Source organism: Streptomyces sp. NPDC051172 (genome assembly GCF_040682555.1).
Classification (GTDB): Bacteria; Actinomycetota; Actinomycetes; order Streptomycetales; family Streptomycetaceae; genus Streptomyces.
This window is the reverse complement of sequence record NZ_JBFBBE010000042.1, coordinates 1-23,607: the sequence shown is the minus strand read 5'-3', so window position 1 is coordinate 23,607 and position 23,607 is coordinate 1. Positions and strand designations below refer to the sequence as shown.

The 23,607-nt window shown below is 71.7% G+C and carries 21 protein-coding genes and 1 pseudogene; 16 read left to right on the top strand and 6 right to left on the bottom strand.

The features are described from left to right. Positions 1 to 28: 28 nt before the first annotated feature. A complete protein-coding gene (locus AB0N07_RS24765; protein WP_365838503.1) occupies positions 29 to 514 on the bottom strand; it encodes a pyridoxamine 5'-phosphate oxidase family protein in 486 nt (161 codons plus the stop codon). Positions 515 to 785: 271 nt separating this feature from the next. On the opposite strand from AB0N07_RS24765, the pseudogene AB0N07_RS24760 reads away from it, so the two are divergent. The 10 genes and pseudogenes from AB0N07_RS24760 to AB0N07_RS24715 all read left to right on the top strand — a co-directional run. Next, positions 786 to 1,344: pseudogene (locus tag AB0N07_RS24760) on the top strand (response regulator transcription factor); the annotation flags it as partial. A 126-nt stretch (positions 1,345 to 1,470) separates the two neighbouring features. Continuing rightward, positions 1,471 to 2,499: a type I glyceraldehyde-3-phosphate dehydrogenase gene (gap, locus tag AB0N07_RS24755; protein ID WP_365838618.1), complete on the top strand. Its 1,029-nt coding sequence runs from the start codon at positions 1,471 to 1,473 to the stop codon at positions 2,497 to 2,499. 120 nt (positions 2,500 to 2,619) lie between these two features. Then, positions 2,620 to 4,347, top strand: coding sequence for a GAF domain-containing sensor histidine kinase (locus tag AB0N07_RS24750; RefSeq protein WP_365838501.1), 1,728 nt, complete (start codon positions 2,620 to 2,622; stop codon positions 4,345 to 4,347). Between the two features lie 144 nt (positions 4,348 to 4,491). After that, positions 4,492 to 5,790: a transcriptional regulator gene (locus AB0N07_RS24745; protein WP_365838499.1), complete on the top strand. Its 1,299-nt coding sequence runs from the start codon at positions 4,492 to 4,494 to the stop codon at positions 5,788 to 5,790. Between the two features lie 44 nt (positions 5,791 to 5,834). Continuing rightward, positions 5,835 to 7,355 (top strand): aldehyde dehydrogenase family protein, encoded by a 1,521-nt coding sequence (locus tag AB0N07_RS24740; protein WP_365838497.1) that lies wholly within the window; start codon positions 5,835 to 5,837, stop codon positions 7,353 to 7,355. 14 nt (positions 7,356 to 7,369) lie between these two features. Beyond that, entirely contained in the window at positions 7,370 to 7,738 is a 369-nt protein-coding gene (locus AB0N07_RS24735; protein WP_365838495.1) for a DUF779 domain-containing protein, read from the top strand. Positions 7,739 to 7,749: 11 nt separating this feature from the next. After that, positions 7,750 to 8,763 (top strand): zinc-dependent alcohol dehydrogenase, encoded by a 1,014-nt coding sequence (locus AB0N07_RS24730; protein ID WP_365838493.1) that lies wholly within the window; start codon positions 7,750 to 7,752, stop codon positions 8,761 to 8,763. 40 nt (positions 8,764 to 8,803) lie between these two features. Beyond that, entirely contained in the window at positions 8,804 to 9,919 is a 1,116-nt protein-coding gene (locus AB0N07_RS24725) for an NAD(P) transhydrogenase subunit alpha (RefSeq protein WP_365838491.1), read from the top strand. Beyond that, positions 9,916 to 10,236: an NAD(P) transhydrogenase subunit alpha gene (locus AB0N07_RS24720; RefSeq protein ID WP_365838489.1), complete on the top strand. Its 321-nt coding sequence runs from the start codon at positions 9,916 to 9,918 to the stop codon at positions 10,234 to 10,236. The genes AB0N07_RS24725 and AB0N07_RS24720 overlap by 4 nt, the downstream gene beginning before the upstream one ends. A gap of 5 nt (positions 10,237 to 10,241) precedes the next feature. After that, positions 10,242 to 11,654 (top strand): NAD(P)(+) transhydrogenase (Re/Si-specific) subunit beta, encoded by a 1,413-nt coding sequence (locus AB0N07_RS24715; protein ID WP_365838616.1) that lies wholly within the window; start codon positions 10,242 to 10,244, stop codon positions 11,652 to 11,654. A gap of 399 nt (positions 11,655 to 12,053) precedes the next feature. On the opposite strand, the gene AB0N07_RS24710 is transcribed toward AB0N07_RS24715, so the two are convergent. The 5 genes from AB0N07_RS24710 to AB0N07_RS24690 are packed head-to-tail and all read right to left on the bottom strand — an operon-like array spanning position 12,054 to position 17,425. Further along, positions 12,054 to 13,679, bottom strand: a complete 1,626-nt coding sequence (locus AB0N07_RS24710; protein ID WP_365838487.1) for an NAD(P)-binding protein — start codon at positions 13,677 to 13,679, stop codon at positions 12,054 to 12,056. Beyond that, positions 13,676 to 14,686 (bottom strand): thiamine pyrophosphate-dependent enzyme, encoded by a 1,011-nt coding sequence (locus AB0N07_RS24705; RefSeq protein ID WP_365838485.1) that lies wholly within the window; start codon positions 14,684 to 14,686, stop codon positions 13,676 to 13,678. The genes AB0N07_RS24710 and AB0N07_RS24705 overlap by 4 nt, the downstream gene beginning before the upstream one ends. Further along, on the bottom strand, positions 14,683 to 15,924 hold the full coding sequence (gene porA / locus AB0N07_RS24700) for a pyruvate ferredoxin oxidoreductase (RefSeq protein WP_365838483.1): 1,242 nt from the start codon (positions 15,922 to 15,924) through the stop codon (positions 14,683 to 14,685). Before porA ends, AB0N07_RS24705 begins: the two co-directional genes overlap by 4 nt. Further along, positions 15,908 to 16,486, bottom strand: a complete 579-nt coding sequence (locus AB0N07_RS24695) for a 2-oxoacid:acceptor oxidoreductase family protein (protein WP_365838481.1) — start codon at positions 16,484 to 16,486, stop codon at positions 15,908 to 15,910. The genes porA and AB0N07_RS24695 overlap by 17 nt, the downstream gene beginning before the upstream one ends. A gap of 42 nt (positions 16,487 to 16,528) precedes the next feature. Next, positions 16,529 to 17,425, bottom strand: coding sequence for a universal stress protein (locus AB0N07_RS24690; protein WP_365838479.1), 897 nt, complete (start codon positions 17,423 to 17,425; stop codon positions 16,529 to 16,531). Positions 17,426 to 17,701: 276 nt separating this feature from the next. Between AB0N07_RS24690 and AB0N07_RS24685 the strand changes: the two genes are divergently transcribed. The 6 genes from AB0N07_RS24685 to AB0N07_RS24660 all read left to right on the top strand — a co-directional run bounded on the left by AB0N07_RS24685 (position 17,702) and on the right by AB0N07_RS24660 (position 23,541). Then, positions 17,702 to 18,424, top strand: a complete 723-nt coding sequence (locus AB0N07_RS24685; protein WP_365838614.1) for a CBS domain-containing protein — start codon at positions 17,702 to 17,704, stop codon at positions 18,422 to 18,424. 145 nt (positions 18,425 to 18,569) lie between these two features. Beyond that, positions 18,570 to 18,992, top strand: coding sequence for an Hsp20/alpha crystallin family protein (locus AB0N07_RS24680; RefSeq protein WP_365838477.1), 423 nt, complete (start codon positions 18,570 to 18,572; stop codon positions 18,990 to 18,992). Between the two features lie 179 nt (positions 18,993 to 19,171). Continuing rightward, on the top strand, positions 19,172 to 19,744 hold the full coding sequence (locus tag AB0N07_RS24675) for a hydrogenase maturation protease (protein ID WP_365838475.1): 573 nt from the start codon (positions 19,172 to 19,174) through the stop codon (positions 19,742 to 19,744). A gap of 142 nt (positions 19,745 to 19,886) precedes the next feature. After that, the gene (locus tag AB0N07_RS24670; RefSeq protein WP_365838473.1) at positions 19,887 to 21,323 is read left to right on the top strand and encodes an MBL fold metallo-hydrolase; all 1,437 of its coding nucleotides are present in this window, start codon (positions 19,887 to 19,889) and stop codon (positions 21,321 to 21,323) included. 114 nt (positions 21,324 to 21,437) lie between these two features. Beyond that, complete coding sequence (locus AB0N07_RS24665; protein WP_365838471.1) at positions 21,438 to 22,508, top strand: zinc-dependent alcohol dehydrogenase family protein; 1,071 nt, start codon at positions 21,438 to 21,440, stop codon at positions 22,506 to 22,508. Between the two features lie 157 nt (positions 22,509 to 22,665). Then, positions 22,666 to 23,541, top strand: coding sequence for a universal stress protein (locus AB0N07_RS24660; RefSeq protein ID WP_365838469.1), 876 nt, complete (start codon positions 22,666 to 22,668; stop codon positions 23,539 to 23,541). Positions 23,542 to 23,607 lie beyond the last annotated feature (66 nt).

The following is a 23,607-nucleotide window of genomic DNA, read 5'->3' as shown; positions in this document are numbered from 1 at the left end:
GGGTCGATGCGGGGGCTGTCGGTCCCGGTCACGGGGGCTCGCCTCGGCCGCCGTCCGGGCGGCTTGCCCAGGTGTTCGTGAGACGGATGCCGGTGACCAGGCCGGGCCGGATGCGGACCGCGTAGTCCATGGTCTGCTGCACCCACGGATGCAGCAGCCGCCGATAGCGGGCCAGCTCCTCCGGGTCGGTCACCAGCTGGGCGTAGCCGGTGGCGACCACGCTCCAGCCGAGGTGTGTGGCCGGGTCGATGGTGTCGGCCTCGTAGGCCACGACCACGCCCGACGGGGCGGACTCGCGCGCTCGGGAGGTCAGGGCCGCGCCCTCATGGGTGCGGATGACGATGTCACCGCGATCCAGGATGTGGTTGACCGGCCGGATGGTCGGCAGTGCGTGCCGCGTGAAGACGATCCTGCCCACGGACACGCTGCCCAGCAGCCGCAGCGCTTCATCGCCGTCCAGCTCGATGCTCAGGCGCGGCCCGACGGGGACCGGCTGGGTGTTGTCGAGGCGCATGGCGGTTTCCGTACGGGTCGGCGGCTCACTCCTGACCGTCCATGGAACCGCCCTGTCTCAGCAGGGGTAAGGGCCGTTCGGCCCTCATCCGCGTCCGGCCGGCCCAGGGGCCTCGCGAGCGGGTCCGGCGGTGGACCGAAGGGGCACCGGGGGAAGGAGACAGGCGCAGGGATCGGGGCCGACCGGCCCTGGTTCCGCGGGCGCTCAGGGGCGAACATCTCGGAAACCGGCGCAGGCAATCCGGCGCGGGAGGCAGGACAAGGAGCATTCGATGGCGGACGGCGAGCGGCCGGGCCCGGACAGCCCGATCCGGGTCTTCCTGCTGGACGACCACGAAGTGGTACGCCGCGGGGTGCGCGACCTCCTCGACGACGAGCCGGACATCACCGTGGTCGGTGAGGGATCCACGTCGAGCAGGCCATGGTCCGTGTTCCGGCGCTCCGGCCGCAGGTGGCCGTGCTGGACGTGCGGCTGCCCGACGGCGACGGCGTGACGGTCTGCCGGGAGCCGCGCTCACGGCTGCCCGAGCCGGCCTGCCTCATGCTGATCTCGTTCGACGACGAGGAGGCCCTGCCCGACTCGATCACGGCGGGCGCGTCCGGGTACGTCCTGAAACAGATCCAGGGCTGCGACCTGGTGTCCGCCGTGCGTACGGTCGCGGCGGGACAGCTCGATCCGAGCGCCACCACCAGGCCGCCCGGCGGCTGTTCCTCGCCGAGAAGACGGTGAAGAACCACATCTCCCGCCTGCCGGCCGAACTCGGCGTGGAACGGCGCATCCAGGCCGCCGTCATCGCCACCCAGGCCGAGGACCGGCTCCGGCGGCAGGGCCACTGGCACCCAGGGCCGAACGTCCTCCGCTCGTCCCCGTCCGGCCCAAGCCCCGCCCGGCCCGCCGTCAGCAGGCTGGCGGCAGACCCCGGACACAGCCGGGCGACGATCGGGAGGGCGACGGACATGAGCGTACGCGTGGGCATCAACGGCTTCGGCCGCATCGGACGCAACTACCTGCGCTGTGTGCTGGAGCGGGCCGAGGGCGGCACCGGCACACCCGTCGAGGTCGTGGCGGTCAACGACATCACCTCCCCGGCGGCGCTGGCCCATCTGCTGGAGTACGACTCCACGTACGGTCGGCTGCACCGCACCGTCGAGCACGACGACAGCTCCCTGACGGTCGACGGCCACCGCATCGCCGTGACCGCCGAACGCGACCCGGCCGCCCTCGCCTGGGGCGAGCACGGGGTGGACGTGGTCATCGAGTCCACCGGCCGCTTCCGCACCCGCGAGCAGGCCGGAGCGCACCTGAGGGCGGGCGCCCGAAAGGTGCTGCTGTCCGTGCCGGGGAAGGGCGTCGACGCCACTCTCGTGATGGGCGTCAACGAAGGCACCTACGACCCCGACAGCGACCACGTCGTCTCCAATGCCTCCTGCACCACCAACTGCGTGGCCCCCATGGTGAAGGTGCTCGACGAGCACTTCGGCATCGTCAAGGGCCTGATGACCACCATCCACGGCTACACCAACGACCAGGTGGTCCTGGACCGCCCGCACAAGGACCTGCGCCGTGGCCGCAGCGCCGCCGTCAACATCATCCCCACCAGCACCGGGGCCGCACGGGCCGTCGGTCTGGTCCTGCCGGAGCTGGCCGGCACCCTCGACGGCATCGCCGTACGCGTGCCCGTGGAGGACGGCTCGCTGACCGACCTGAGCGTGCTGCTCCGACGGCCGGTGACCGCGGACGAGATCAACGCCGCATACCGGGAGGCGGCGGACGGTCCGCTGAAGGGAGTCCTGCGGGTCTCCGACGCCCCGATCGTCTCCCGCGACGTCGTCGGCGACCCTGCCTCGTGTGTGCTGGACGCCCCGCTGACCCAGGCGAACGGCGAGCTGGTCAAGGTCTTCGGCTGGTACGACAATGAGTGGGGTTACACCAACCGGCTCATCGACCTGACCGAGTACGTCGCCGCCCGCCTGCCGCGCCCCTGACCGGAGAACGAGCCCGGCCGACCTGGCCCGTTCCGTACCGCCGCCTGCCCTGGACCGTTACCGTGGCACATGACCGGGCGGTCGGCCGCCGCTGAGGCAACCGGAGCTGGAGGATCTGCCGTGGGAAGCCCTGAGGAGTCCCAGGCGCCGCGCGTACGGTTGCCGCAGCTGAGGCTGGACGAGCTCCTGGGGGAGCTGCAGGCCCGGCTGGACGCGGCGCGCGGAACCCGCGACCGGGTGCACAGCCTGCTGGAGGCCGTGCTCTCGGTGGGCCGGGAGCTCGACCTGGAACAGGCACTGCGCAGCATCGTGGAAGCCGCGGCGACGCTGGTGGACGCGGAGTACGCCGCCCTCGGCGTGATCGGACCGGACGGCAAGCGCCTGTCGGCCTTCCACACGATCGGGGTCACGGAGGAGCAGATCGCCAGGATCGGCCCGTTCCCCGAGGGCCACGGCATCCTCGGGGAGCTCATCAGCCACCCCGAGCCCCTGCGGCTGGCCAAGATCTCCCAGCATCCTGCGTCATACGGCTTCCCGGCCCACCACCCGCCGATGAACACCTTCGTCGGGGTCCCCATCCGGGTGCGCGACCAGGTGTTCGGCAACCTGTATCTGACCGAGAAGCGTGGGGGCGTGCAGTTCGACGAGGAGGACGAGTCGGTCCTGGCGACGCTGGCCGTGGCGGCCGGTGTCGCCATCGACAACGCCCGCCTGTACGAGGAGTCCCGGCTGCGCGAGCGCTGGCTGCAGGCGAACGCGGAGATCACCCACGACCTGATGTCCGGCCGGGCGCGCACCGATGTGCTCCGCCTCATCGCCGACCGGGCCGGGGAGATCACCGGATCGGCCCTGGCAGCGGTCGCACTGCCCATGGAGGACACCGCCTCGCTCGCCGTGGAGATCGCCGTCGGGCTGGATGCCGAGGCTCATCGCGGCCTCGTGCTGCCCATGGACCGGAGCCTGATGGGGCTGGCCTTTTCCGAGGTCGCCCCGGTGACCAGCGAGGATGCCGCGCACGACGAACGGATCTCGCGGGAGCCCGTGCGTTTCGAGGGGCTGGGCCCCGCCGTGGCCGTGCCCATCGGCACGGGCGAGCCCGGCCCGCGAGGTGTGGTCCTGCTGGCGCGCAAAGCCGGCCAGCCGATGTTCACGGACATGGAGACCGTGCCCCTGCAGGCCTTCGCCGCGCAAGCCGCCATCGCGATGGAACTGGCCGAACGCCGCCAGGACGCCGAGCAGATCGCGGTGCTCAAGGACCGTGACCGGATCGCCCGGGACCTGCACGACCTGGCGATCCAGCGGCTGTTCGCCACCGGTATGACCCTGCAGAGCGCGGGACGCTTCATCGAGCACCAGGAGGCCGCCGAACGCGTGGTGCGGGCGGTCGACGACCTGGACGAGACCATCAAGATCATCAGGTCGACGATCTTCGGTCTGCGGGAGCGTGAGGGCGGTGCCGGAACCGGGCTGCGGGCGCGGGTGGTGCGTGTGGTCGGCGAGGCAGCCCCGGTACTGGCCTTCGCGCCCAGTGTGCGGATGGAAGGGCTGCTGGACACCGACGTGCCGCAGCACATCGCCGCCCATGTCGAGGCAGTCCTCTCCGAGGCCCTGACCAACATCGCGCGGCACGCCGGCGCCGACCGCGCCGACGTCGTCCTGGAGACCGACGGCCGCGAGGTACGGCTGACGGTCACGGACAACGGCGCGGGCATCCCGCCCGGGGGCCGCCGCAGCGGCCTGCGGAACATGGCCGAGCGGGCCGAGCAGCTGGGCGGAGCGCTGGACCTCGACACCGGGCCCGGGAGGGGCACCGTACTGGCCTGGCACGTCCCGCTGCCCCGGGAATAGCGGCCCCCACCTCCTCGTGGCCACCGCCTCCTGACGTGAGCCCACCAGGCCCTGTCGCAGGGGCCCTTCGGCCTCTGCACCCCTGCCCGCCGCGCGGGTGAGGCTGGTGGGGCCGGACCGGGAGGACGGCATACAGGAGGTGGCATGGAAGCTTCCGCCGCGGCCTCGGCCCCTGCGCTGCGCGCCGCACACGAGCGATTCGTGACTGCGCCCCAGGCCCCGCCGGGCGTGCGCAGTCTGGTGGCCGAGTCATGGCGGCGCTGCGTCGCCACCGACGTACGCGCCGACGGCGGCCGGCTGCCGTCCCTGCGCACCACGCCCGAGGAACTGGCCTCCTACCGCCGCACCCACCCGCTGGCCGGGGTGCTGCCCCTGTTCCGGGAACTGCTGGGGGCCGGGGCTGCCGACGACGGGCACCTCTTCGCGGTCGGCGATGCGGACGGGACCCTGCTGTGGGTCGAGGGCGACCGCGCGACCGTCGGACGTGCCGAGGCCATGCACTTCGCCGAGGGCGCCCAGTGGTCCGAGCCACAGGCAGGAACGAACGCCCCGGGCACCGCACTGGAGTTGGCGCGCCCCGTCCAGATCGTCACCGGCGAGCACTACAGTGCCGCCGCGCACGCCTGGTCGTGCGCCGCAGCGCCCGTGCGCGACCCCGCCACCGGCCGCGTCCTCGGCGTCGTCGACCTCACCGGCGGCGCCAGCATCGCCACCCCGCCCGCGTTCGCCGCGGTGCGTGCGGCCGCGCTGGCGGCACAGGCGGAGCTCGCGCACCGGCCGTCGGCGCCGCTCGGCACCGGCGCATGGGCGCCCGGGGCACGTCTGAGAGCTCTCGGCCGGGACAGTGCCGTGCTCGAGACCGACGGGCGGGTGCTCCAGCTCAGCCGGCGGCACAGCGAGATCGTCGTCGCGCTCGCCCTGGCGGGCCACGGCGTGAGCGGGGAACGGCTCGCCGTCGACCTGTCCGAGCGCGAGGTGCCCGCCTCCACGCTGCGCGCCGAGATGACCCGGCTGCGCGCGGTCCTAGGCCCCGACCTGCTCGGCTCACGCCCGTACACGCTCCTGTGCACCGCTCACACCGACTTCGGCGACGTCGCCGACCTGCTCGCTGCGGGACGGGTGGCCGAGGCCCTGGCCCGCTACACCGGTCCGCTCCTGCCGTGTTCCGACGCACCCGTCGTGGTGGAGCAACGGCGGTGTCTGGAACAGCAGTTGCGTGGCGCCGTGCTGGCCGCCGGCGACACGGCGCTGCTGCGCCGCTGGGTGGGCGCCGAGTGGGGAGCCGCCGACGCCTCCGCATGGCTGACCCTCGCCCACCGGCTGCCGGGCGGCTCGGCGCAGCGGGCGGCCGCCGCGGCCCGCGCCCGCGCACTGGACTCCCGCCCGGGCGTCCCGCCGCAGGTCGCGCCGCATGCAGCGTGGTTGCAGCGTTCCCGCTCCTAGCGTTCGAGCATGACCCGATCGTCGTGTCCGGAAAGGGGACGATCATGAAGTACGAGCCTCCCGGCAGGCCCGGCAGTCCCGTGGACGTCGCGCCCCGGTACGAGAACTTCATCGGCGGCAAGTGGCAGGCGCCCAGCACCGGCCAGTACTCCGTCAACCTGTGCCCCGCGACCGCGAAGCCGGTCTGCGAGGTCCCGAAGTCCGGCGCCGAGGACATCGAACTCGCCCTGGACGCCGCCCACGCCGCCAAGGACGCCTGGGGGGAGGCATCCACGGCCCAGCGCGCGGCGGTCCTGAACAAGGTGGCCGACGCCATCGACGCGCACCGCGAGGAACTCGCCGTCGCCGAGAGCTGGGACAACGGCAAGCCGGTCCGCGAGACCCTGGCCGCCGACATCCCCCTCGCCGCCGACCACTTCCGCTACTTCGCGTCCGCCGTCCGGGCCGAGGAGAGCGAGATCACCGAGATCGACAAGGACCTGATCGCCTACCACTTCCACGAGCCGCTGGGCGTGGTCGGCCAGATCATCCCCTTCAACTTCCCGCTGCTGATGGCGGCGTGGAAGCTGGCCCCGGCCCTGGCCGCGGGCAACACCTCGGTGCTCAAGCCCGCCTCGCCGACCCCGTGGTCGATCCTGAAGCTGATGGAGGTCGTCGGCGACATCCTGCCGCCCGGCGCGGTCAACGTCGTGAACGGGCCCGGCGCCGAGATCGGCAAAGCGCTCGCCACCAACAAGCGCATCGCCAAGGTCGCCTTCACCGGCGAGACCACCACGGGCCGGCTGATCATGCAGTACGCGTCTCAGAACATCATCCCGGTCACCCTGGAACTGGGCGGCAAGTCGCCGAACATCTTCTTCGACGACGTGGCCGCGAAGGACGACGACTTCCTGAACAAGGCAGTCGAGGGACTCGTCCTGTACGCGTTCAACAAGGGCGAGGTCTGCACCTGCCCCTCCCGCGCACTCGTCCAGGAGGACATCTACGAGGAGTTCATGGGCCGCTGCCTGGAGCGCATCCGCGCCATCAAGCAGGGCGACCCCCTCGACACCGCGACCATGATCGGTCCTCAGGTGTCGAAGCAGCAGATCGAGAAGATCGCCTCGTACGTCGAGATCGGTCTGAAGGAGGGCGCCGAACTGCTGGCCGGCGGCCACCGGCCGGCCCTGGTCGGCGAGTTCGCGGACGGCTACTTCTACGAGCCGACCGTCCTCAAGGGCCACAACAAGATGCGGGTCTTCCAGGAGGAGATCTTCGGACCCGTCCTCGCCGTCACCACCTTCAAGGACGAGGCCGAGGCACTGGAGATCGCCAACGACACGCTCTACGGCCTCGGCGCCGGCGTGTGGAGCCGCGACGGCGCCCTCGCCTACCGCATGGGCCGCGCCATCAAGGCGGGCCGGGTCTGGACGAACTGCTACCACCAGTACCCGGCGGGCGCGGCGTTCGGCGGCTACAAGGTCTCCGGCATCGGCCGCGAGACGCACAAGATGATGCTCGAGCACTACAGCCAGACCAAGAACCTCCTGGTCAGCTACAGCGACAAGCCGCTCGGGCTGTTCTAGGAGGAGGCGGCGACATGTCCGAGAAGGTCGAATACGGCACCGTCGGGCGCGTCACCGCCACGCGGGCGGCGCGCAGGGCCATCGCGGCCCTGTGCGCCGCCCACGGCGGGCCCGTGATGTTCGTCCAGTCGGGCGGCTGCTGCGACGGAAGCGACCCGATGTGCTTCCCCGGCGGCGAATTCGCCCTGGGAGGCGGCGACATGCTCGTCGGCGTCGTGGACGGCTGCACGTTCCACATGGACGCCGAACAGTACGAGGCGTTCGGCCGCCCCTGCTACGTCCTGGACGTCGAAGAGGGCACGCCGGGCGGATTCTCCCTCGCAGCCGGGGACGGGCTGCACTTCGTGACCCGGGTCAAGGCACCGGAGAACAGGACGAGTTGAGGAGCAGATCGATGAAGGCAGCAGTGGTCACCGACTTCGGGAAGCCCCTGGAGATCCAGGACCTGCCCGTCCCCGAGCCCGGCCCCGGCCAGGTGCTCGTCAAGATGGAGGCCTCCGGCCTCTGCCACACCGACATCCACGCCGCCCACGGCGACTGGCCCGTCAAGCCGCAGCCGCCGTTCGTCCCCGGCCACGAGGGCATCGGCACCGTACAGGCCGTCGGCGCCGGTGTCCCGGCCGAGCTGGCCGGCAAGCGGGTCGCCATACCGTGGCTCGGCTCGTCCTGCGGCACCTGCCGCTACTGCGTGTCGGGCTGGGAGACGCTGTGCGAGAGCCAGGTCAACTCCGGTTATTCCGTGGACGGTTGCTATGCCGAGTACGCCCTCGCGAACGCGGGCGCGGTGGTCGAGGTGCCCGAGGGCGTCAGCTCCCTCGACGCGGCACCGCTGACCTGCGCGGGCGTCACCACGTACAAGGCGATCAAGGTCGCGAAGGTGGTCCCGGCCGAACGGGTCGCGGTCTTCGGCATCGGCGGTCTCGGCCACCTGGCCCTGCAGTACGCGCGCCTCGTCGGCGGCCTGGTCACCGCCGTCGACGTGGAACCCGACAAGCTGGGCCTGGCACACCGGCTCGGCGCCGACCAGACCGTCAACGCCCGCACGCACGACCCCGTCGAGGAGATCAAGAAGGCCGGCGGCGCGGACGTCGCGGTTGTGCTCGCCGCCGCTCCGAAGGCATTCGAGCAGGCCTACAAGTCCCTCAACCGCGGCGGACGCCTGGTCATGGTCGCCCTGCCCGCCGACAACGCCGCGATCAACGTGCCGATCTTCGAGACCGTCCTCGGCGGCATCTCCGTCATCGGCTCCATCGTCGGCACCCGCCAGGACCTCGCCGAGGTGTTCGCGCTGCACGCGGCCGGACGCACCCAGGTCATCGCCGAAACGCGCCGCCTGGACGAGGTCAACGACTCCTTCGACGAGGTCCTCGGCGGACGGGCCGAAGCCCGGCTCGTCTTCGAATTCTGAGGCCCGCGACCCAGCGGACCACAGGGAGAGGCAGCAGATCATGCCCACCGTCACCGTAGGCGCCGTACGGGAGCGGGCACCCGGCGAACGCCGTGTCGCCCTCGTCCCCGAGGCGGTAACTCTCCTGATCCGGGCCGGACTTGACGTCCTGGTCGAAACCGGGGCAGGCTCCGGTGCCTGGTTCACCGACGCCGGCTACACCGACGCCGGCGCGACCGTCGTGCCCTCGGAGGAACTGTACGCACGCGCGGACGCCGTCCTGTGCGTCGGCCCGCCGGACCCGGAGACCGCCGAGTCGCTGCGTGCCGGACAGAGCCTGATCGGCCTGCTCGAACCGCTGCGCCACCCCGCCCTGGCCCGCGAACTGGCCGAGCGCGGAGTGCGGACGGTGAGCCTCGACCTGCTGCCGCGCACCCTCAGCCGCGCCCAGTCCATGGACGCGCTGACCTCCCAGGCCAATGTCGCCGGCTACAAGGCTGCCGTGCTCGCGGCCGACTCCTACGACCGGTTCTTCCCGATGCTGACCACCGCGGCGGGCACCATGCGCCCCGCGCAGGTCCTCGTCCTCGGCGCCGGAGTGGCCGGACTGCAGGCGATCGCCACGGCCCGCCGCCTCGGCGCCGTCGTCACGGCCTACGACGTACGCCCCGCGGCACGAGAGGAGGTGGAGTCGCTCGGCGCCCGATTCCTCGACATCCAGCACCCGTCAGGCACCGGATCGGGCGCCGGACAGGGCGGCTACGCACGGGAGTTGACCGAGGCGGAACAGCAGGCCCAGCGAGCGGCGCTGGACGCGCACGTCGCCCGTACCGACATCGTGATCACCACGGCCCGGGTGCCGGTCCGCAAGCCGCCGTTGCTGGTCACCGCCGAGGCCGTCGAGGCCATGAAGCCCGGTTCGGTGGTCGTCGACCTCGCCGCGAGCGAACTCGGCGGAAACGTCGAGGTCTCCGAACCCGACAAGACGCAGGTCCTGGCGGGTGGAGTCACCGTCATCGGCGCCGGACGGCTGCCGTCCGCGATGGCGACCGCCGCGTCCACGGCCTACGCCCGCAACCTGGTCGCGCTCCTGCGCCACCTCGTGCACGACGGCGAACTGCTCTTCGACCCGGCCGACGAGATCACGGCCGCGCTCACGGGAGGAGCCCTCTCATGAACAACCTCGATCTCCTCACCGCAGTCACCGTCTTCGTGCTGAGCGTCCTGGTCGGCGTCGAGGTCATCAGCAAGGTCCCCGCGACCCTGCACACCCCCCTGATGTCCGGCTCCAACTCCGTGCACGGCATCGTCGTCATCGGCGCCATGCTGATCGCGGCCGAGTCGCACACCTGGCTGGGCCACGTCCTCGCCTTCGCGGCGATGGTGTTCGGAGCGATGAACGTCGTCGGCGGATATGTCGTCACCGACCGCATGCTGGAGATGTTCAAGGCCAGGCCCACCACGTCGGACACTCCTGAGAAGGCGGAGGTGTGAGCACCATGGACACGGTCTCCAACGCCGTCCACTACGTCTTCCTCGCCACGGCCGCCTGCTTCGTCCTCGGCCTGCACCTGATGAACCACCCGCGCACGGCCCGACGGGGCAACACGATCTCCGCCGGGGCCATGGCCGTCGCGATCGCCGCCACGGTGTGGCTGGTGGCGCACGAAGGCGCCATCAGCAGGACCGGCTGGCTGGTGCTGGCCTCCGGCGGTCTCGTCGGCGCCGCGCTCGGCCTGTACGCCGCACGCGAGGTCAAGATGACCGCCATGCCCCAACTGGTCAGCCTCTTCAACGCGGTCGGCGGCGGGGCGGCCGCGCTCATCGCCGTCAACGACCTGCTCCAGGCCGAACACCCGGCCGCGCTCGGGGCACGGGTCTCCCTGCCCGGCGCCCTGGACATCGTCATCGGCGCGGTCACCTTCTCCGGATCGCTGATCGCGGCAGGCAAGCTCCAGGGAGTCGTCTCCGGGGCGCCGCTGGCGTTCCCGGGAGCACGGCTGCTGAACGTGGTGCTGCCGGCCTCCTTCGCCGCCGGCACCGTCTGGCTGGTCCTGTCGCCGGACTCCCGTACCGCCCTGTACGGGCTGGTCGCCGTCGCCCTGCTGTTCGGCGTGACGATGGTGCTTCCGATCGGCGGCGCGGACATGCCCGTCGTCATCGCCCTGCTGAACGCCTTCACCGGATCCGCGGTCGCCATGGCGGGCTTCGTCCTGAACGAGACCGCCCTGATCATCGCGGGCATGCTGGTCAGCTCCTCGGGCGGCATCCTCACCAAGCTGATGGCCGACGCCATGAACCGGTCGGTCGCGGGCGTCGTGGTCGGCGGCTTCGGTACCGGCGACAGCGCACCGGTTGCCGGCGGCGGAACTCCCGCCCAGGTGCGGCCGGTCTCGGCGGACGACGTGGCGATCCAACTGGCGTACGCGAGCAAGGTCATCTTCGTCCCCGGCTACGGCCTCGCCGCGGCCCAGGCACAGCACGAACTCGGCGACCTCGCCAAGATGCTCACCGACCACGGCGTCGACGTCAGTTACGCCGTTCACCCGGTCGCGGGCCGCATGCCCGGACACATGAACGTGCTCCTGGCCGAGGCCAATGTCCCCTACACCCAGCTGAAGGAGATGGACGAGGTCAACCCCGAATTCCCGCAGGCAGACGTCGCCCTCGTGATCGGCGCCAACGACGTCACCAACCCGATCGCCCGCCGTCCGGGCAACGCGATCTCGGGCATGCCGATCCTCGACGTCGACAGGGCCAAGAGCGTCGTCGTCATCAAACGCTCGATGGGCCACGGTTACGCCGGCATCGACAACGAGCTCTACACCGATCCGAAGACCGGGATGTTCTTCACCGACGCCAAGAAGGGACTGAACGAACTGAAGGCGGCCGTGGGCGAGTTCGTCGGCTGACCCACGGCCTGCGCGCCGGGGCCGCTCTGCGGGCGGCCCCGGCGGTGTGCCCGGTCACGGGACTTGCAGCAGCGGGATCAGGCCGGCGATCCTCTCCAGCCGGCTGGCCGGGCCTGGATCTGCTCCAGCTCGTCGAGCGGCCGGCCGCAGTCGGCCCGTCGTAGGCATCCAGCGCCCGTCGGTCGTGCTCGGCGTCCTGGTCGACGCGCACTGCGACGAACAGTGCCGCGGCGAGTTCCGCCTACGGGGGTTGCGTAGCGGTGGGCCAGGTCCTGCGGGTCGGTCTCGATCACGTACGTCTCCTTGCCGGAAGGGAAGAGCTCGCTTGGACTCGATCCTTCGGCCCGCGGACAAGACCGGCAATTCCCTCCGGGAAATGAGGGATCGCGTGGGTCCGGCTCACTCCTCCGGCACCATGTCGATCGCCCCGCACGGGCATTCGGCCGCGCACAGCCCGCACCCCTTGCAGTAGTCGAGGTCGATGGTGAACCCCTTGCCCGGCCCCAGCTTGATGATCGCGTTGTCCGGGCAGACGCCGTAGCAGTTGTCGCACTCGAAGCAGTTGCCGCAGGACATGCAACGCCGGGCCTCGAACAGTGCCGTGGACTCGTCGAGCCCTTGCACCACCTCGTCGAACGTCGAGACGCGTCGGGCGAGTTCGAGCGTCGGTCGTACGGAGGCCGGGGCGTCGGAGTAGTACCAGGTGTTGAGCCGGTCGGTCGACGCGAGGCCGTGCTTGGGGCCGGGGTCGTACGACGTGCCGCGCAGGTACGCGTCGATGTGCCGGGCCGCCTTCTTGCCGTGCCCGACGGCCACCGTGACCGTGCGCTCGGCCGGCACCATGTCGCCGCCCGCGAAGATGCCCTCGCGCCCGGTCATCAGCCCGTCGGCCACCTGGACCATGCCGTGGTCCACGGTCAGCTCCGGTACGTCCCGCAGCAGGGACAGGTCCGAGTCCTGGCCGAGCGCCAGCACCACGCTGTCCGCCGCCAGCTCCTCGAACTCGCCGGTGGGCTGCGGGAATCCGGTCTCGTCGAGTTCCATCCGCTCGATGGTCAGCCGGCCCTCGTCGGCGTGCCTGATCGTGGAGAGCCACTTCATCCGCACGCCCTCCTCCAGCGCCTCCTCGACCTCGATGTCGTGCGCGGGCATACGGTCCCGGGTGCGCCGGTAGACCACCACGGCGTCGGTCGCGCCGAGCCTGCGGGCGGTACGGGCCGCGTCCATGGCCGTGTTGCCGCCGCCGTAGACGGCGACCCTGCGGCCCAGCAGCGGCCGGTCCTCGCCCTCCATGCTGCCCAGCAGCGTCACCGCGTCGAGGATGCGGGCGCTGTCACCGGCCGGGATGTAGGCACGCTTGCCGATGCCCGCGCCCACCGCCAGGAACACGGCGTCGAAGCCGCCGTCCCGCTGCGCGGCCGGCACGTCGTCGACCTTCGTGCCGAGCTCCAGCCGGACGCCCAGCGCCGTGATCCGGTCGATCTCGGCGTCCAGTACCTCGCGCGGCAGCCGGTAGCGCGGAATGCCGTAGCGCATCATCCCGCCGGGCTTCTCCTGTGCCTCGCGGATCGTCACCTCGTGGCCGAGCAGCCGCAGGTGGTACGCGGCCGACAGCCCGGCCGGACCCGAGCCGACGACCAGGACGCGCTTGCCCGAGGTCGTGTCCGGCACGGGAACCGTCCAGCCCCGCTTGATCGCCTCGTCGCCCAGGAACCGCTCGATCGAGTTGATGCCGACCGCGTTGTCGACCTGCACCCGGTTGCAGGCGGTCTCGCAGGGGTGATAGCAGACGCGTCCCATCACGGCGGGCAGCGGATTGTCCCGCATCAGCTGCCGCCACGCGGACCCGTAGTCGCCGCTCTCCGCGTGGAACAGCCACTGCTGGATGTTCTCCCCGGCAGGGCAGGCCTGGTTGCACGGCGGCATCCGGTCGACGTACACGGGACGTTCGGTGCGCCAGGCACCGGTGTGGTTCGCCAGGCTGGAGCCGACGTTCAGAGTGATCGCGAACGGTTTGTCCTTCACGACGCCGCCTCCTCATGGGCCAGCAACCGGAAGCGGGCGATGTTGCGGTCGGCGGTCCGCTGCAGACGGGCGATGACGTCCGTGCGCAGCTCCGGCCGGAAGAGGTGCGCGTAGCGCTTCTGCGGGCGCAGGTACTCCTCGACCGGCAGGCGCCGCCGGATCGGTGTGACGTCGGTGACCTTGCCGTCGAGGGCCTCGAACACCGGGAACAGCCCGGTCTGCTCGGCCAGACGCGCGATGCGCACCGTGTCGTGGGACGCCGTGCCCCAGCCCAGCGGGCAGGGCACCAGCACATGCAGATAGCGGGCGCCGCGCATGCCCATCGCCCGGTGCACCTTGGCCTCCAGGTCGCGCAGACCCGCGACGGTGGCCGTGGCGACGTACGGGATATCGTGGGCCATCGCGATCAGCGGCAGGTTCTTGCCCTGTCCGAAGGGGGCCCCGGGCTCCTCGCCCACCGCCTGGGTGGTGGCGGTGCGCGCGCTCGGGGGAGTGGCCCCGGAGCGCTGCACACCGGTGTTCATGTACGCCTCGTTGTCGTAACAGACGTACAGGACGTCGTCGTTGCGCTCGAACATGCCGGACAGGCAGCCGAGGCCGATGTCGACGGTGCCGCCGTCGCCGCCCTGCCCGACCACGCGGATGTCGGTGCGGCCCTTGGCGCGCAGTGCGGCGGCGACGCCCGCGGCGACCGCGGGCGCATTGCCGAACAGCGAGTGCAGCCAGGGCAGTTGCCACGACGTCTCCGGATACGGCGTCGAGAACACTTCCAGGCAGCCCGTCGCGTTGACCGCGATCACCTTGCCGCCGGCCGCCCGCTGGGCCGAGTCCAGGATGTAGCGGGCGCCGAGCGCCTCGCCGCAGCCCTGGCAGGCGCGGTGGCCGCAGGTCAGCGCGTTGGCGCGACCCGGATCGGCCTGGTCGGACTGCAGCTCGGGCCCCAGCAGCCGGTTACCGGCCGCGAAGCTGCCCACCTGGTAGAACTTGACCTGCGACGCGGCACTCATCGGTTGCTCCCCACATCACGCAGGATGTTCTCCGCGGACGGCCCGGACCGCCTGGTCTCAGCCATCCGCGCCAACTCCCGCTCCACCAGCTCCGTGTCGAGGTCGAGGAAGGTCAACTGCCCCAGCCGCCCCGCGATCGCGTCGTCGAACAGCCGGTGCAGGGACTCCTTGGTGATCGCGCGCCCGCCGAGCCCCGCGACCACGGTGTGTCCGTCCAACTGGATCCCGGACAGTGCGGTGCGCACGTTCGCCGACACGATCCCGCCGATACCGACCGCCAACGCCCGCTCCAGCACGACCACCTGACGGGCACGGCCGAGCACGGTCCGCACCGCGTTCAGCGGGAAGGGCCGGAACGACGTGATGGCAAGCGCCCCGATCCGCACCCCGCCCTCCCGCATCTCGTCGACGACGTCGCACACCGTTCCGAACACCGAGCCCAGTGCCACGACGATCGTGTCGGCGTCCTCGCAGGCGTACGGATGGACCAGGCCGCCGCCGGCGCGCCCGAAGACCTGCCGGAACTCGTCGGCCACCCGGGGGATCGCCTCCAGCGCCTGCATCTGCTTGGCATGCGCCAGATACCGCACCTCGGTGAAGGCGTCCGGGCCGACCATCGCACCGATCGACACCGGCTCGGCCGGGTCCAGGACCTGGCGTGGCTCGTACGGCGGCAGGAACGCGTCGACCTGTGCCTGCTCCGGCACCTCGATCCGCTCCCAGGCGTGGGTGAGCACGAAGCCGTCCATGCACACCATCACCGGCAGCGACAGCTCCTCGGCCAGCCGGAACGCCTGCGGATGCAGGTCGGCGGCCTCCTGGTTGTCGCGCGCGTACAGCTGGATCCAGCCGGAGTCGCGCTGCGACATGGTGTCGCTGTGGTCGTTCCAGATGTTGATGGGTGCGCCGATGGCCCGGTTGGCGACCGTCATCACGATCGGCAGACCGAGCCCGGAGGCGTTGTAGAGCGCCTCCACCATGTACAGCAGGCCCTGGCTCGCGGTCGCCGTGTAGGTGCGGGCGCCCGCGGCCGAGGCCCCGATGCACATCGACATCGCGGCGAACTCCGACTCGACGTTGACGTACTCGCACGGTTTCAGCGTCCCGGACTTCACCAGGCGGCTGAGCTCCTCGACGATGTGCGTCTGCGGCGAGATCGGATACGCGGCGATCACTTCGGGCCGGCAGCAGGCGACGGTTTCGGCGACCGCACGCGACCCCTCAGTCTGCTTGAGCATGCGCCCGCTCCTCCCGCTGGGCCTTCCGGACGTGGTCGTACGCTTCCCGGGCCGCGGCCGCGTTGGCCTCGCCCAGCTCCCCGGGGAAACGCTCGCGGACGGCGGCGCCGAGGGACTCGATCCGCACGCAGCCGGTGAGCGCGGCGAGCCCGCCGAGCAGGACGGCGTTCGGTACCGGCCGGCCGAAGTGGCGCACGGCGAGTGCGGTGGCCGGGACGGTGAGAGCACGGCCGGCAAGCTCGTCGAGGCCCAACTCGTCGGCAGACCGCGGCGAGTTGATCAGTACGGCGCCGCCGGTCCGCAGCCCTTCGAAGACGTTCACCTGGTGCAGCAGCGTGGGGTCCTGGACCACCAGCGCATCGGGCCGCATGACGGGCTCGCGCACCCGGATCGGCCGGTCGTCGATCCGGCAGAACGCCACGACCGGCGCCCCCGTCCGCTCCGATCCGAAGCTCGGGAACGCCTGCGCGTGGCGGTCCTCCATGAACGCCGCCACCGACAACAACTCGGCGGCCGTGACGGCTCCCTGGCCGCCACGACCGTGGATGCGAACCTGGAACACGGCACCTTTCCTTCCCCACGGGTCTTCGTGCCTTCGGGCGAGTCAGTCGTGCGGGACGATCACGACCGGGCAGCGCACGTGGTGCATCACCGCGTGCGCGACCGGCCCGGTGTGCGAGCCCAGCCTGGCCGGACGGTTCCTGCGGCCGACGACCAGCAGTCCGGCGTCCTGTGCGGCGTGCAGCAGTTGCTGGGCCGGGCGGCCGTTCTCCACCAGCGTCCGGACCTTCACCGTCGGGTACTTCTCCCGCCACGGCTGGAGCGCGCCGTCCAGTGCGGTCTCGGCGGCCTGCTGTGCAGCGGCACTCATCGTGGCTGCCGCGGCGGGCGGAGTGTACGGCACGTGCCAGGTGTGCAGCGCTTGCAGCTGTGCGGAACGCAGGGCCGCGCTCTCGAAGGCGAACGCGAGCAGTTCCTCGCACGGGTGCGCGATGTCCACACCGACCACGACGTCGCGATACGGCGTGCACAGCGAAGGCCCGCCCTCCGCGTCCGGCAGGTGGTCGTCCTCCGCGGTCCGGTCGGCCCGTACGAGCACCACGGGCCGTGTCACGCGGGCCACCGTCGCGAGCGCCACCGAGCCGGCCATGAAGCCGCCGAACCCGCTGAACGCCCGGCTGCCCAGGACCAACAGCTCGGCCTCGGCGGCCTCCTCCACCAGCGCGTCCGCCGCGGGACGGGCGATCTGCTCGGCACTGAGATACACCTGCGGGTGACGTTCGTTGAGCTGGTCCATGGCTCCGCGCAGGATCCGCCGCGCCCAATACCGCGGCGCCTCCAGCTCGGGCAGCTGCGTCGTGTCGGACTCCAGTCCCTCCCACGCGTGCACCAGGCGCAGCGGAAGGCCGCGCCGCAATGCCTCCCCGGCCGCCCACTCGGCGGCGGCGAGGCTCTCACGTGAGCCGTCCAGGCCCACGACAACGGGGCGAAGCACGGCCATCACCTCCCCGGCTGGTCGGCCGCCCGCTTCCGGGCGCCCCTCTGCACCACCAGCGTCACCGGGAAGCCGTCCGCCCGGGCAGGGGCTGCGTGGCCTGCGGAACGGGCCGAACGGCCCTTGGATGCGCTGCTCGGGCCGAGCAGCACAAAGAGAGCCCACCGGAACCCGGTACTGGGCCACTCGGCCCATGTCGACGGCGGGCGGCTGCCCGACGCTGAAGGTGTGGTCGTGCGACCCGAGTACGTCGCGCGCCGCGAGCACAAGGGAGGACGCGCCATGCACGGCACTCCGCACATCGTCAGCGATGTCATGACCCGCACCGTCGTCGCCCTCGGCCGCGGAGCGACGTTCAAGGAGATCGTGAAGACCATGCAGCAGTGGAAGGTCAGCGCCATGCCCGTGGTGGAGGGCGAGGGCCGGGTGGTCGGAATCGTCTCCGAGGCCGATCTGCTGCCCAAGGAGGAGTTCCGCGACGGCGACCCGGACCGGTACACCCAGCTGCGCCGGCTGGCCGACCTGGTCAAGGCCGGCGCCGTGACCGCCGAGGAACTGATGAGCGCACCGGCCGTCACCGTCCAGGCACACGCCTCGCTCACGCAGGCCGCCCGGATCATGGCGCTCCACAAGGTGAAACGGCTGCCGGTCGTCGACGACGAAGACATGTTGCGGGGCATCGTCAGCAGGGCCGACCTGCTGAAGGTCTTCCTGCGCAGCGACCAGGACATCGCCGCAGAGGTGCGGCGCGACGTCGTGGCGCACCTGTTCCCCGCCGAGGCCGAATCGATCCGGGTCGAGGTGCGCGAAGGCGTCGTGAAGCTCACCGGAAGGACCAGCGACACCGCCCTGGTGCCCATCGCCGCACGGCTGGTGCGGGCCGTCGAGGGCGTCGTGGACGTGGACTGCGCGCTGCTGGGACCGCGCCGGCGTCCGGACCTGGACCCGGACCTGCCGGACACCGAGCCGAGCGCGCCGCCCTCGGGTGTCGGCGGCGCGTCATGAGGCGGCGCCCCAACCGGCAGGTTCCGGGGGGACGTCGGGGCGCCAGGGCCGACCGGGCCCGGTACGGATCCGGTCGGCCCACGCGCGTCCCGCCCCGGCGCGGGACGCTGGAAGTGGCGAAGAAGACGGAAGACGAGGAGGGGACATGACCGGCATGATCGAACGGCTGCCGGGCTGGCCGACCCTGCCCGACCTGTTCGGCTGGGTCGAGACCGGTTTCCCCGGGGCGCACACGGTCCCCGGACTGCACGGCATCCGCATCGAAGAACACCTGGCGGACGAGACGTACGTGCTGCGGGCGGAGCTCCCCGGCATCGACCCCGCCAAGGATGTCGAAATCACCGTCGCGGAAGGCGTTCTGACCCTGCGGGCCGAGCGCAGTGAGGAGACGACACAGAAGCACCGCACGGAGTTCCGCTACGGCACCTTCGCCCGCTCCGTCCGGCTGCCGGCCGGGGCCAAGGGCGACGAGGCCACTGCCGAGTACAAGGACGGCGTCCTGACCGTCAGGATCCCGGTGCCCGAGGCCAAGACGGGCACGAAGACCATCCCGGTGCGACAAGGCTGAGTGGGGGTGGGCGTTCGCCCGCACCTGCGGTGCGCGGCCGGTACGCCGGCCGCGCACACGTCTGCCCGAGGCGGGACGGACGGCCGGGCCACGCGGCCGTTTCCGAGGCCCTTCGGCCCCTGACCGGAACATCTGGTTCCGGCAAGGCTGAACGCACACGCAGTGGAGGGAGGGGAACCATGACTGTCTCCACCCGTATCGCGATCATCGCCATCGGCGACCCGGACCGGCACGACGACGGCGTGCCTCGAGCGGTGCTCTCCTGCCTGCGGGAGCGGGCCACCGAAAGGCCACTGCCCCCGGGCACCCTGCTCGCCGCATGCGACCCCGACCCGGCACGGCTGATCCGGCTGTGGGAGAACACGGAGCTGGCCGTCGTGCTGGAGCCCGCCCACGCCCGCCCGAGCCACCCCGGCCGCATCTACCGCCTGGAACTGGACACGGCGGCGCTGTGGCGGGCCGGCACGATGCGCCCGCAGGGCCTGGGCGAAGTCGTCAACGTGGGCAGGGCGCTCGGGCGACTGCCCGGCCACCTGGTGGCGTACGCCGTGGACGGTGCCGACGCCTCGCTCGGCAAGGGGCTTTCCGAACCCGTCGCCACGACGGTCGGGCAGCTCGTCACCTGCGTCGAGGCGGAGATCACCCGCCATCGGGCCGCGGTCGCGAAGGACTTGGCCGACATGCCCGGCATCAAGGACGGGGCCGACGGCCATGAAGGGCGGGAAGGCCCATCCGCTTCTCGCGGATCCTGATTGCGCGGTGCGCGGCCGCCGGCCGCTTCCCCGCGTCTTTCGTGGGCACTTCCCGTCACCTCCAGCACACCATGCGCACACCGGACACACCAGGGCCGATCGGCCCCGAATCCCGGCCCAGGCCGGTGAGGAGAAGGACGTCATGACCGCCGACGGACCGCGTCCGGCCGGCACTGCACCGGCCCACCCCCGGCCCGCACTGCTGACCTTCCTGGGTGGCGTGGGAACCGTCACCGGCAGCAAGTTCCTCATGGAGAGCGACCACGCGCGCGTCCTCGTCGACTGCGGGCTCTTCCAGGGCCTGGCCGACCTGCGGCGGCTCAACTGGCGCGGCCTTCCCTGCGACGCCGCCGACATCGAGGCGGTGGTCGTCACCCATGCGCACCTGGACCACTGCGGGTACCTGCCGCGGCTGCTGCGCCACGGGTTCCGGGGACGGATCGTGACGACCGAGTTCACTGCACGGCTCATGGAGATCGTGCTGCGGGACAGCGCAAAACTCCAGATCGAGGCCGCTCAGCACGCCAATGAGCACGGCTGGTCCAAACACCGGCCCGCGCAACCGCTGTACGACGACGCGGACGTCGACCGCACCCTCAAACTCGTCGACACCGTACCCGTGGGCGCATCCGCCGACATCGCCACCGGAACCACCCTGACACTGCACCCGGCCGGCCACATCCTCGGCTCGGCCTGGGCCCGGCTCACCCTGGAGGACGGGCACACCCTCGCCGTGAGCGGAGACCTGGGCCGACCGGGACACCCGCTGCTGCGCCCCGCGGAACCGTTCTCCGGGGCGGACGTGCTGCTGATGGAATCGACGTACGGCAACCGGCGCCACGAGGAACAGGCGGGACGCACCCACTTCGCGGACGTGCTGACCCGCACCCTCGCCCGTGGCGGCACCGTCGTGATCCCCGCATTCGCCCTCGACCGCACCGAGGTCGTCCTGCACGAACTCGCCGAACTCCGCCGCCGGGGCCGGTTGTCCGCCGCGGTGCCGGTGTACGTCGACAGCCCGATGGCGCTGGCGGCCCTCGACGTCTACCGCGACGCCGTGCGCACCGCGGCACCCGAACTGCGCCCCGAGGTCACGGCCGCAGGCACGGCCGCGCTGAGCCCCGAGCCGTTCCTTGCGGCCCGCTCCATCCAGGAGTCGGTCGAGATCGGCGAGTCCGGCGGCCCGGCCGTCATCGTCTCCGCCTCCGGCATGGCCACCGGCGGCCGTGTCCTGCACCATCTCAGGCGCCTGCTGCCCGACCCGCGCAATGCCGTCGTCGTGGTCGGTTTCGCCGCCCGGGGCACCCGCGCCAGGGACCTCGTCGACGGCGCCAAGGCCCTGAAGATGTTCGGTGAATACGTCCCGGTGCGTGCGCAGGTCGCCGATGTGCCCCACTTCTCGGCACACGCGGATGCCGCCCAGATCATCGACTGGCTGCACGGCGCCCCCGCTCCGCACACCACCTACCTGGTGCACGGCGAACCCGACGCGGCAAACGCCCTGCGCGACCGCATCGACCGCACCCTGGGCTGGACCGCCGTCGTGCCCCGATCCGGGGAGCGCGTACTCGTCCGGTGACGGGCCGCGGGGCCGACCGGCCCATGCGGATCCCGTGGATGTTGGCCAAGCTGGAGCTACGGGGGTGTTTCCGGCAACTCGGGGATCCCGTGCATCAAGAGGGTGAGGTCGGACATGAAGGGGTACGTGTTCCACGGCCCGGGCCAGGCGGCCTGGGAAGAGGTTGCAGACCCGGGCCTGGAGGAGGCCACCGATGCGATCGTGCGGGTCGACGCCGTCACCATCTGCGGGACGGATCTGCACATCCTCAAGGGCGATGTGCCCGAGGTGCGCCCGGGCACGGTGCTGGGGCACGAGGCGGTCGGTGAGATCGTCGAGGTCGGCAGCGACGTGCGGACCGTACGGCCCGGGGATCGGGTCCTGGTCTCCTGCATCAGCGCCTGCGGTCGCTGCCACTACTGTCGCGAGGCCGTGTACGGACAGTGCCGGGGCGGTGGAGGCTGGATCCTGGGTCACCTGATCAACGGCACCCAGGCCGAGTACGTCCGGGTCCCCTATGCCGACCTTTCCGTGCATCCGTTGCCCAGCAGCGTGGACAACGAGGACGCCGTGCTGCTGGCCGACATCTTCCCGACGGCCTACGAGGTGGGCGTGCTCAACGGCCGGGTACGTCCCGGAGACACCGTCGCCGTGGTCGGGGCGGGGCCCATCGGCCTGGCCGCGATCGCCACGGCCCGGCTGTTCGCCCCGGAGCGCATTCTCGCCGTGGACCTCGCCGCCTCACGCCTGGAGGCGGCCAGAAAGCTCGGTGCCGAAGCAGTGGCCGACGCGAGCGAGGCGCCGGAGCAGCTGATCGCCGATCTCACCGACGGGCTCGGTGCCGACGTGGTCATCGAGGCGGTCGGCGTACCGGAGAGCTTCGAGCTGTGCACGCGCATGGTGCGCCCCGGCGGGCACGTGGCCAACGTCGGTGTGCACGGCAAGCCGGCCACCCTGCACCTGGAAGACCTGTGGATCAAGAACGTGACCATCACCACGGGCCTGGTCGACACACGCTCCACTCCCACGCTGCTGCGGATGGCGGCGGCCGGACGACTGCCGACCTCACAACTGGTCACCCACGGCTTCCCGCTCGACCGCATGGAGGAGGCGTACGAGGTCTTCGCCCGTGCCGCCGAGACCGGCGCGCTCAAGGTGGTCCTCGGCGGGCCGCAGCGCGAGGTCGTCCCCGTGCCGACGGCATGACGGGAGCCCCGGCAGAGGTTGCGCGGGCACCGGCCTGGGCCGAGCGGCCCCGAGCGGGGGCCGAACCACCCCTGCTGAGCCCGGGCTGCCGGTGTCACGGTGGGAGTGGAGTTCTGCGCCGAGCTACCGCGCAGACCGAAGAAAGGCGGTGGGGAAGATGGAGCTGCCCCTGGTCGTGGGCGTCGACGGATCCGACGGGAGCCTCGCCGCGGTCGACTGGGCCGTGGACGAAGCGGCCCGGCACGGACTGCCGTTGCGCCTGGTGTACGCCTCGCTGTGGGAACGCTACGAGGGCACCGTGCCGTCCAACAGTCTTGAACGTCCGTCCGAGCAGGTGATGGCGGAACACATCGTCGCCTCCGCCGCGGAGCGCGCCGGGCGGCGCAACCCCGATGTGAAGGTCACCACCGACGTGCTCCCCGAGGAAGCGGCCGCAGCGCTCCTGCACGAGGGCAACAACGCCTCCGTACTCGTGACGGGCTCGCGCGGGCGCGGCGAGCTGGCGGGCCTGCTGCTCGGCTCGGTCGGACTGGCCGTGGCCGCCCGCGCCCACGGCCCGGTGATCGTCGTCCGCGGCGACAAGGCCGGCCTGGCGGGCACCCATGAGCGGATCCTGCTCGGCGCGGGGGAGCCGGCGACCGGCGGCGAGGCCGTGCGGTTCGCCTTCCGCGAGGCCGAGGCGCGCGGATGCCCCCTCGACGTCGTGCGCACCTGGCGCTGTCCCGCACACGAGAGCGCCGGCCACTCGCGGCCGGCGGACGACCCCGCGCACCGCCACGAAGAGCAGGCGTCCGCACTGCTCGACGCCCTGCTCGCCGACGCGATCGCCGACCACCCGAGTGTCCTGGTGCACCGCGTCACGGTCGAGGGACCGGCCCGCAAGGTGCTGCTGCACCGCTCGGCCGCCGCGGACCTCGTGATCGTCGGGGCGCAGCGCCGCACCGGCCACGGCGGCCTCCAACTCGGCCGGGTGGCACACACGTTGCTGCACCACGCGGGCTGCCCGGTGGCGATCGTGCCGCAACAGGTATGACCGTGCACCGCCCGCTGAGCGCCCTCGACGAAGTCCGCACCGGTGCGACAGCGCCCCAAAGGGGCG

What these genes read in the sequence shown, in the direction of transcription:
- AB0N07_RS24730 (WP_365838493.1), top strand. Translation starts at nt 7,750, where the DNA reads ATGAAGGCAGCAGTGGTCACCGACTTCGGGAAGCCCCTGGAGATCCAG.
- AB0N07_RS24735 (WP_365838495.1), top strand. Translation starts at nt 7,370, where the DNA reads ATGTCCGAGAAGGTCGAATACGGCACCGTCGGGCGCGTCACCGCCACG.
- AB0N07_RS24725 (WP_365838491.1), top strand. Translation starts at nt 8,804, where the DNA reads ATGCCCACCGTCACCGTAGGCGCCGTACGGGAGCGGGCACCCGGCGAA.
- AB0N07_RS24670 (WP_365838473.1), top strand. Translation starts at nt 19,887, where the DNA reads ATGACCGCCGACGGACCGCGTCCGGCCGGCACTGCACCGGCCCACCCC.
- porA (WP_365838483.1), bottom strand. Translation starts at nt 15,924, where the DNA reads ATGCTCAAGCAGACTGAGGGGTCGCGTGCGGTCGCCGAAACCGTCGCC.
- AB0N07_RS24680 (WP_365838477.1), top strand. Translation starts at nt 18,570, where the DNA reads ATGACCGGCATGATCGAACGGCTGCCGGGCTGGCCGACCCTGCCCGAC.
- AB0N07_RS24685 (WP_365838614.1), top strand. Translation starts at nt 17,702, where the DNA reads ATGCACGGCACTCCGCACATCGTCAGCGATGTCATGACCCGCACCGTC.
- AB0N07_RS24690 (WP_365838479.1), bottom strand. Translation starts at nt 17,425, where the DNA reads ATGGCCGTGCTTCGCCCCGTTGTCGTGGGCCTGGACGGCTCACGTGAG.
- gap (WP_365838618.1), top strand. Translation starts at nt 1,471, where the DNA reads ATGAGCGTACGCGTGGGCATCAACGGCTTCGGCCGCATCGGACGCAAC.
- AB0N07_RS24715 (WP_365838616.1), top strand. Translation starts at nt 10,242, where the DNA reads ATGGACACGGTCTCCAACGCCGTCCACTACGTCTTCCTCGCCACGGCC.
- AB0N07_RS24740 (WP_365838497.1), top strand. Translation starts at nt 5,835, where the DNA reads ATGAAGTACGAGCCTCCCGGCAGGCCCGGCAGTCCCGTGGACGTCGCG.
- AB0N07_RS24675 (WP_365838475.1), top strand. Translation starts at nt 19,172, where the DNA reads ATGACTGTCTCCACCCGTATCGCGATCATCGCCATCGGCGACCCGGAC.
- AB0N07_RS24720 (WP_365838489.1), top strand. Translation starts at nt 9,916, where the DNA reads ATGAACAACCTCGATCTCCTCACCGCAGTCACCGTCTTCGTGCTGAGC.
- AB0N07_RS24665 (WP_365838471.1), top strand. Translation starts at nt 21,438, where the DNA reads ATGAAGGGGTACGTGTTCCACGGCCCGGGCCAGGCGGCCTGGGAAGAG.
- AB0N07_RS24660 (WP_365838469.1), top strand. Translation starts at nt 22,666, where the DNA reads ATGGAGCTGCCCCTGGTCGTGGGCGTCGACGGATCCGACGGGAGCCTC.
- AB0N07_RS24765 (WP_365838503.1), bottom strand. Translation starts at nt 514, where the DNA reads ATGCGCCTCGACAACACCCAGCCGGTCCCCGTCGGGCCGCGCCTGAGC.
- AB0N07_RS24745 (WP_365838499.1), top strand. Translation starts at nt 4,492, where the DNA reads ATGGAAGCTTCCGCCGCGGCCTCGGCCCCTGCGCTGCGCGCCGCACAC.
- AB0N07_RS24705 (WP_365838485.1), bottom strand. Translation starts at nt 14,686, where the DNA reads ATGAGTGCCGCGTCGCAGGTCAAGTTCTACCAGGTGGGCAGCTTCGCG.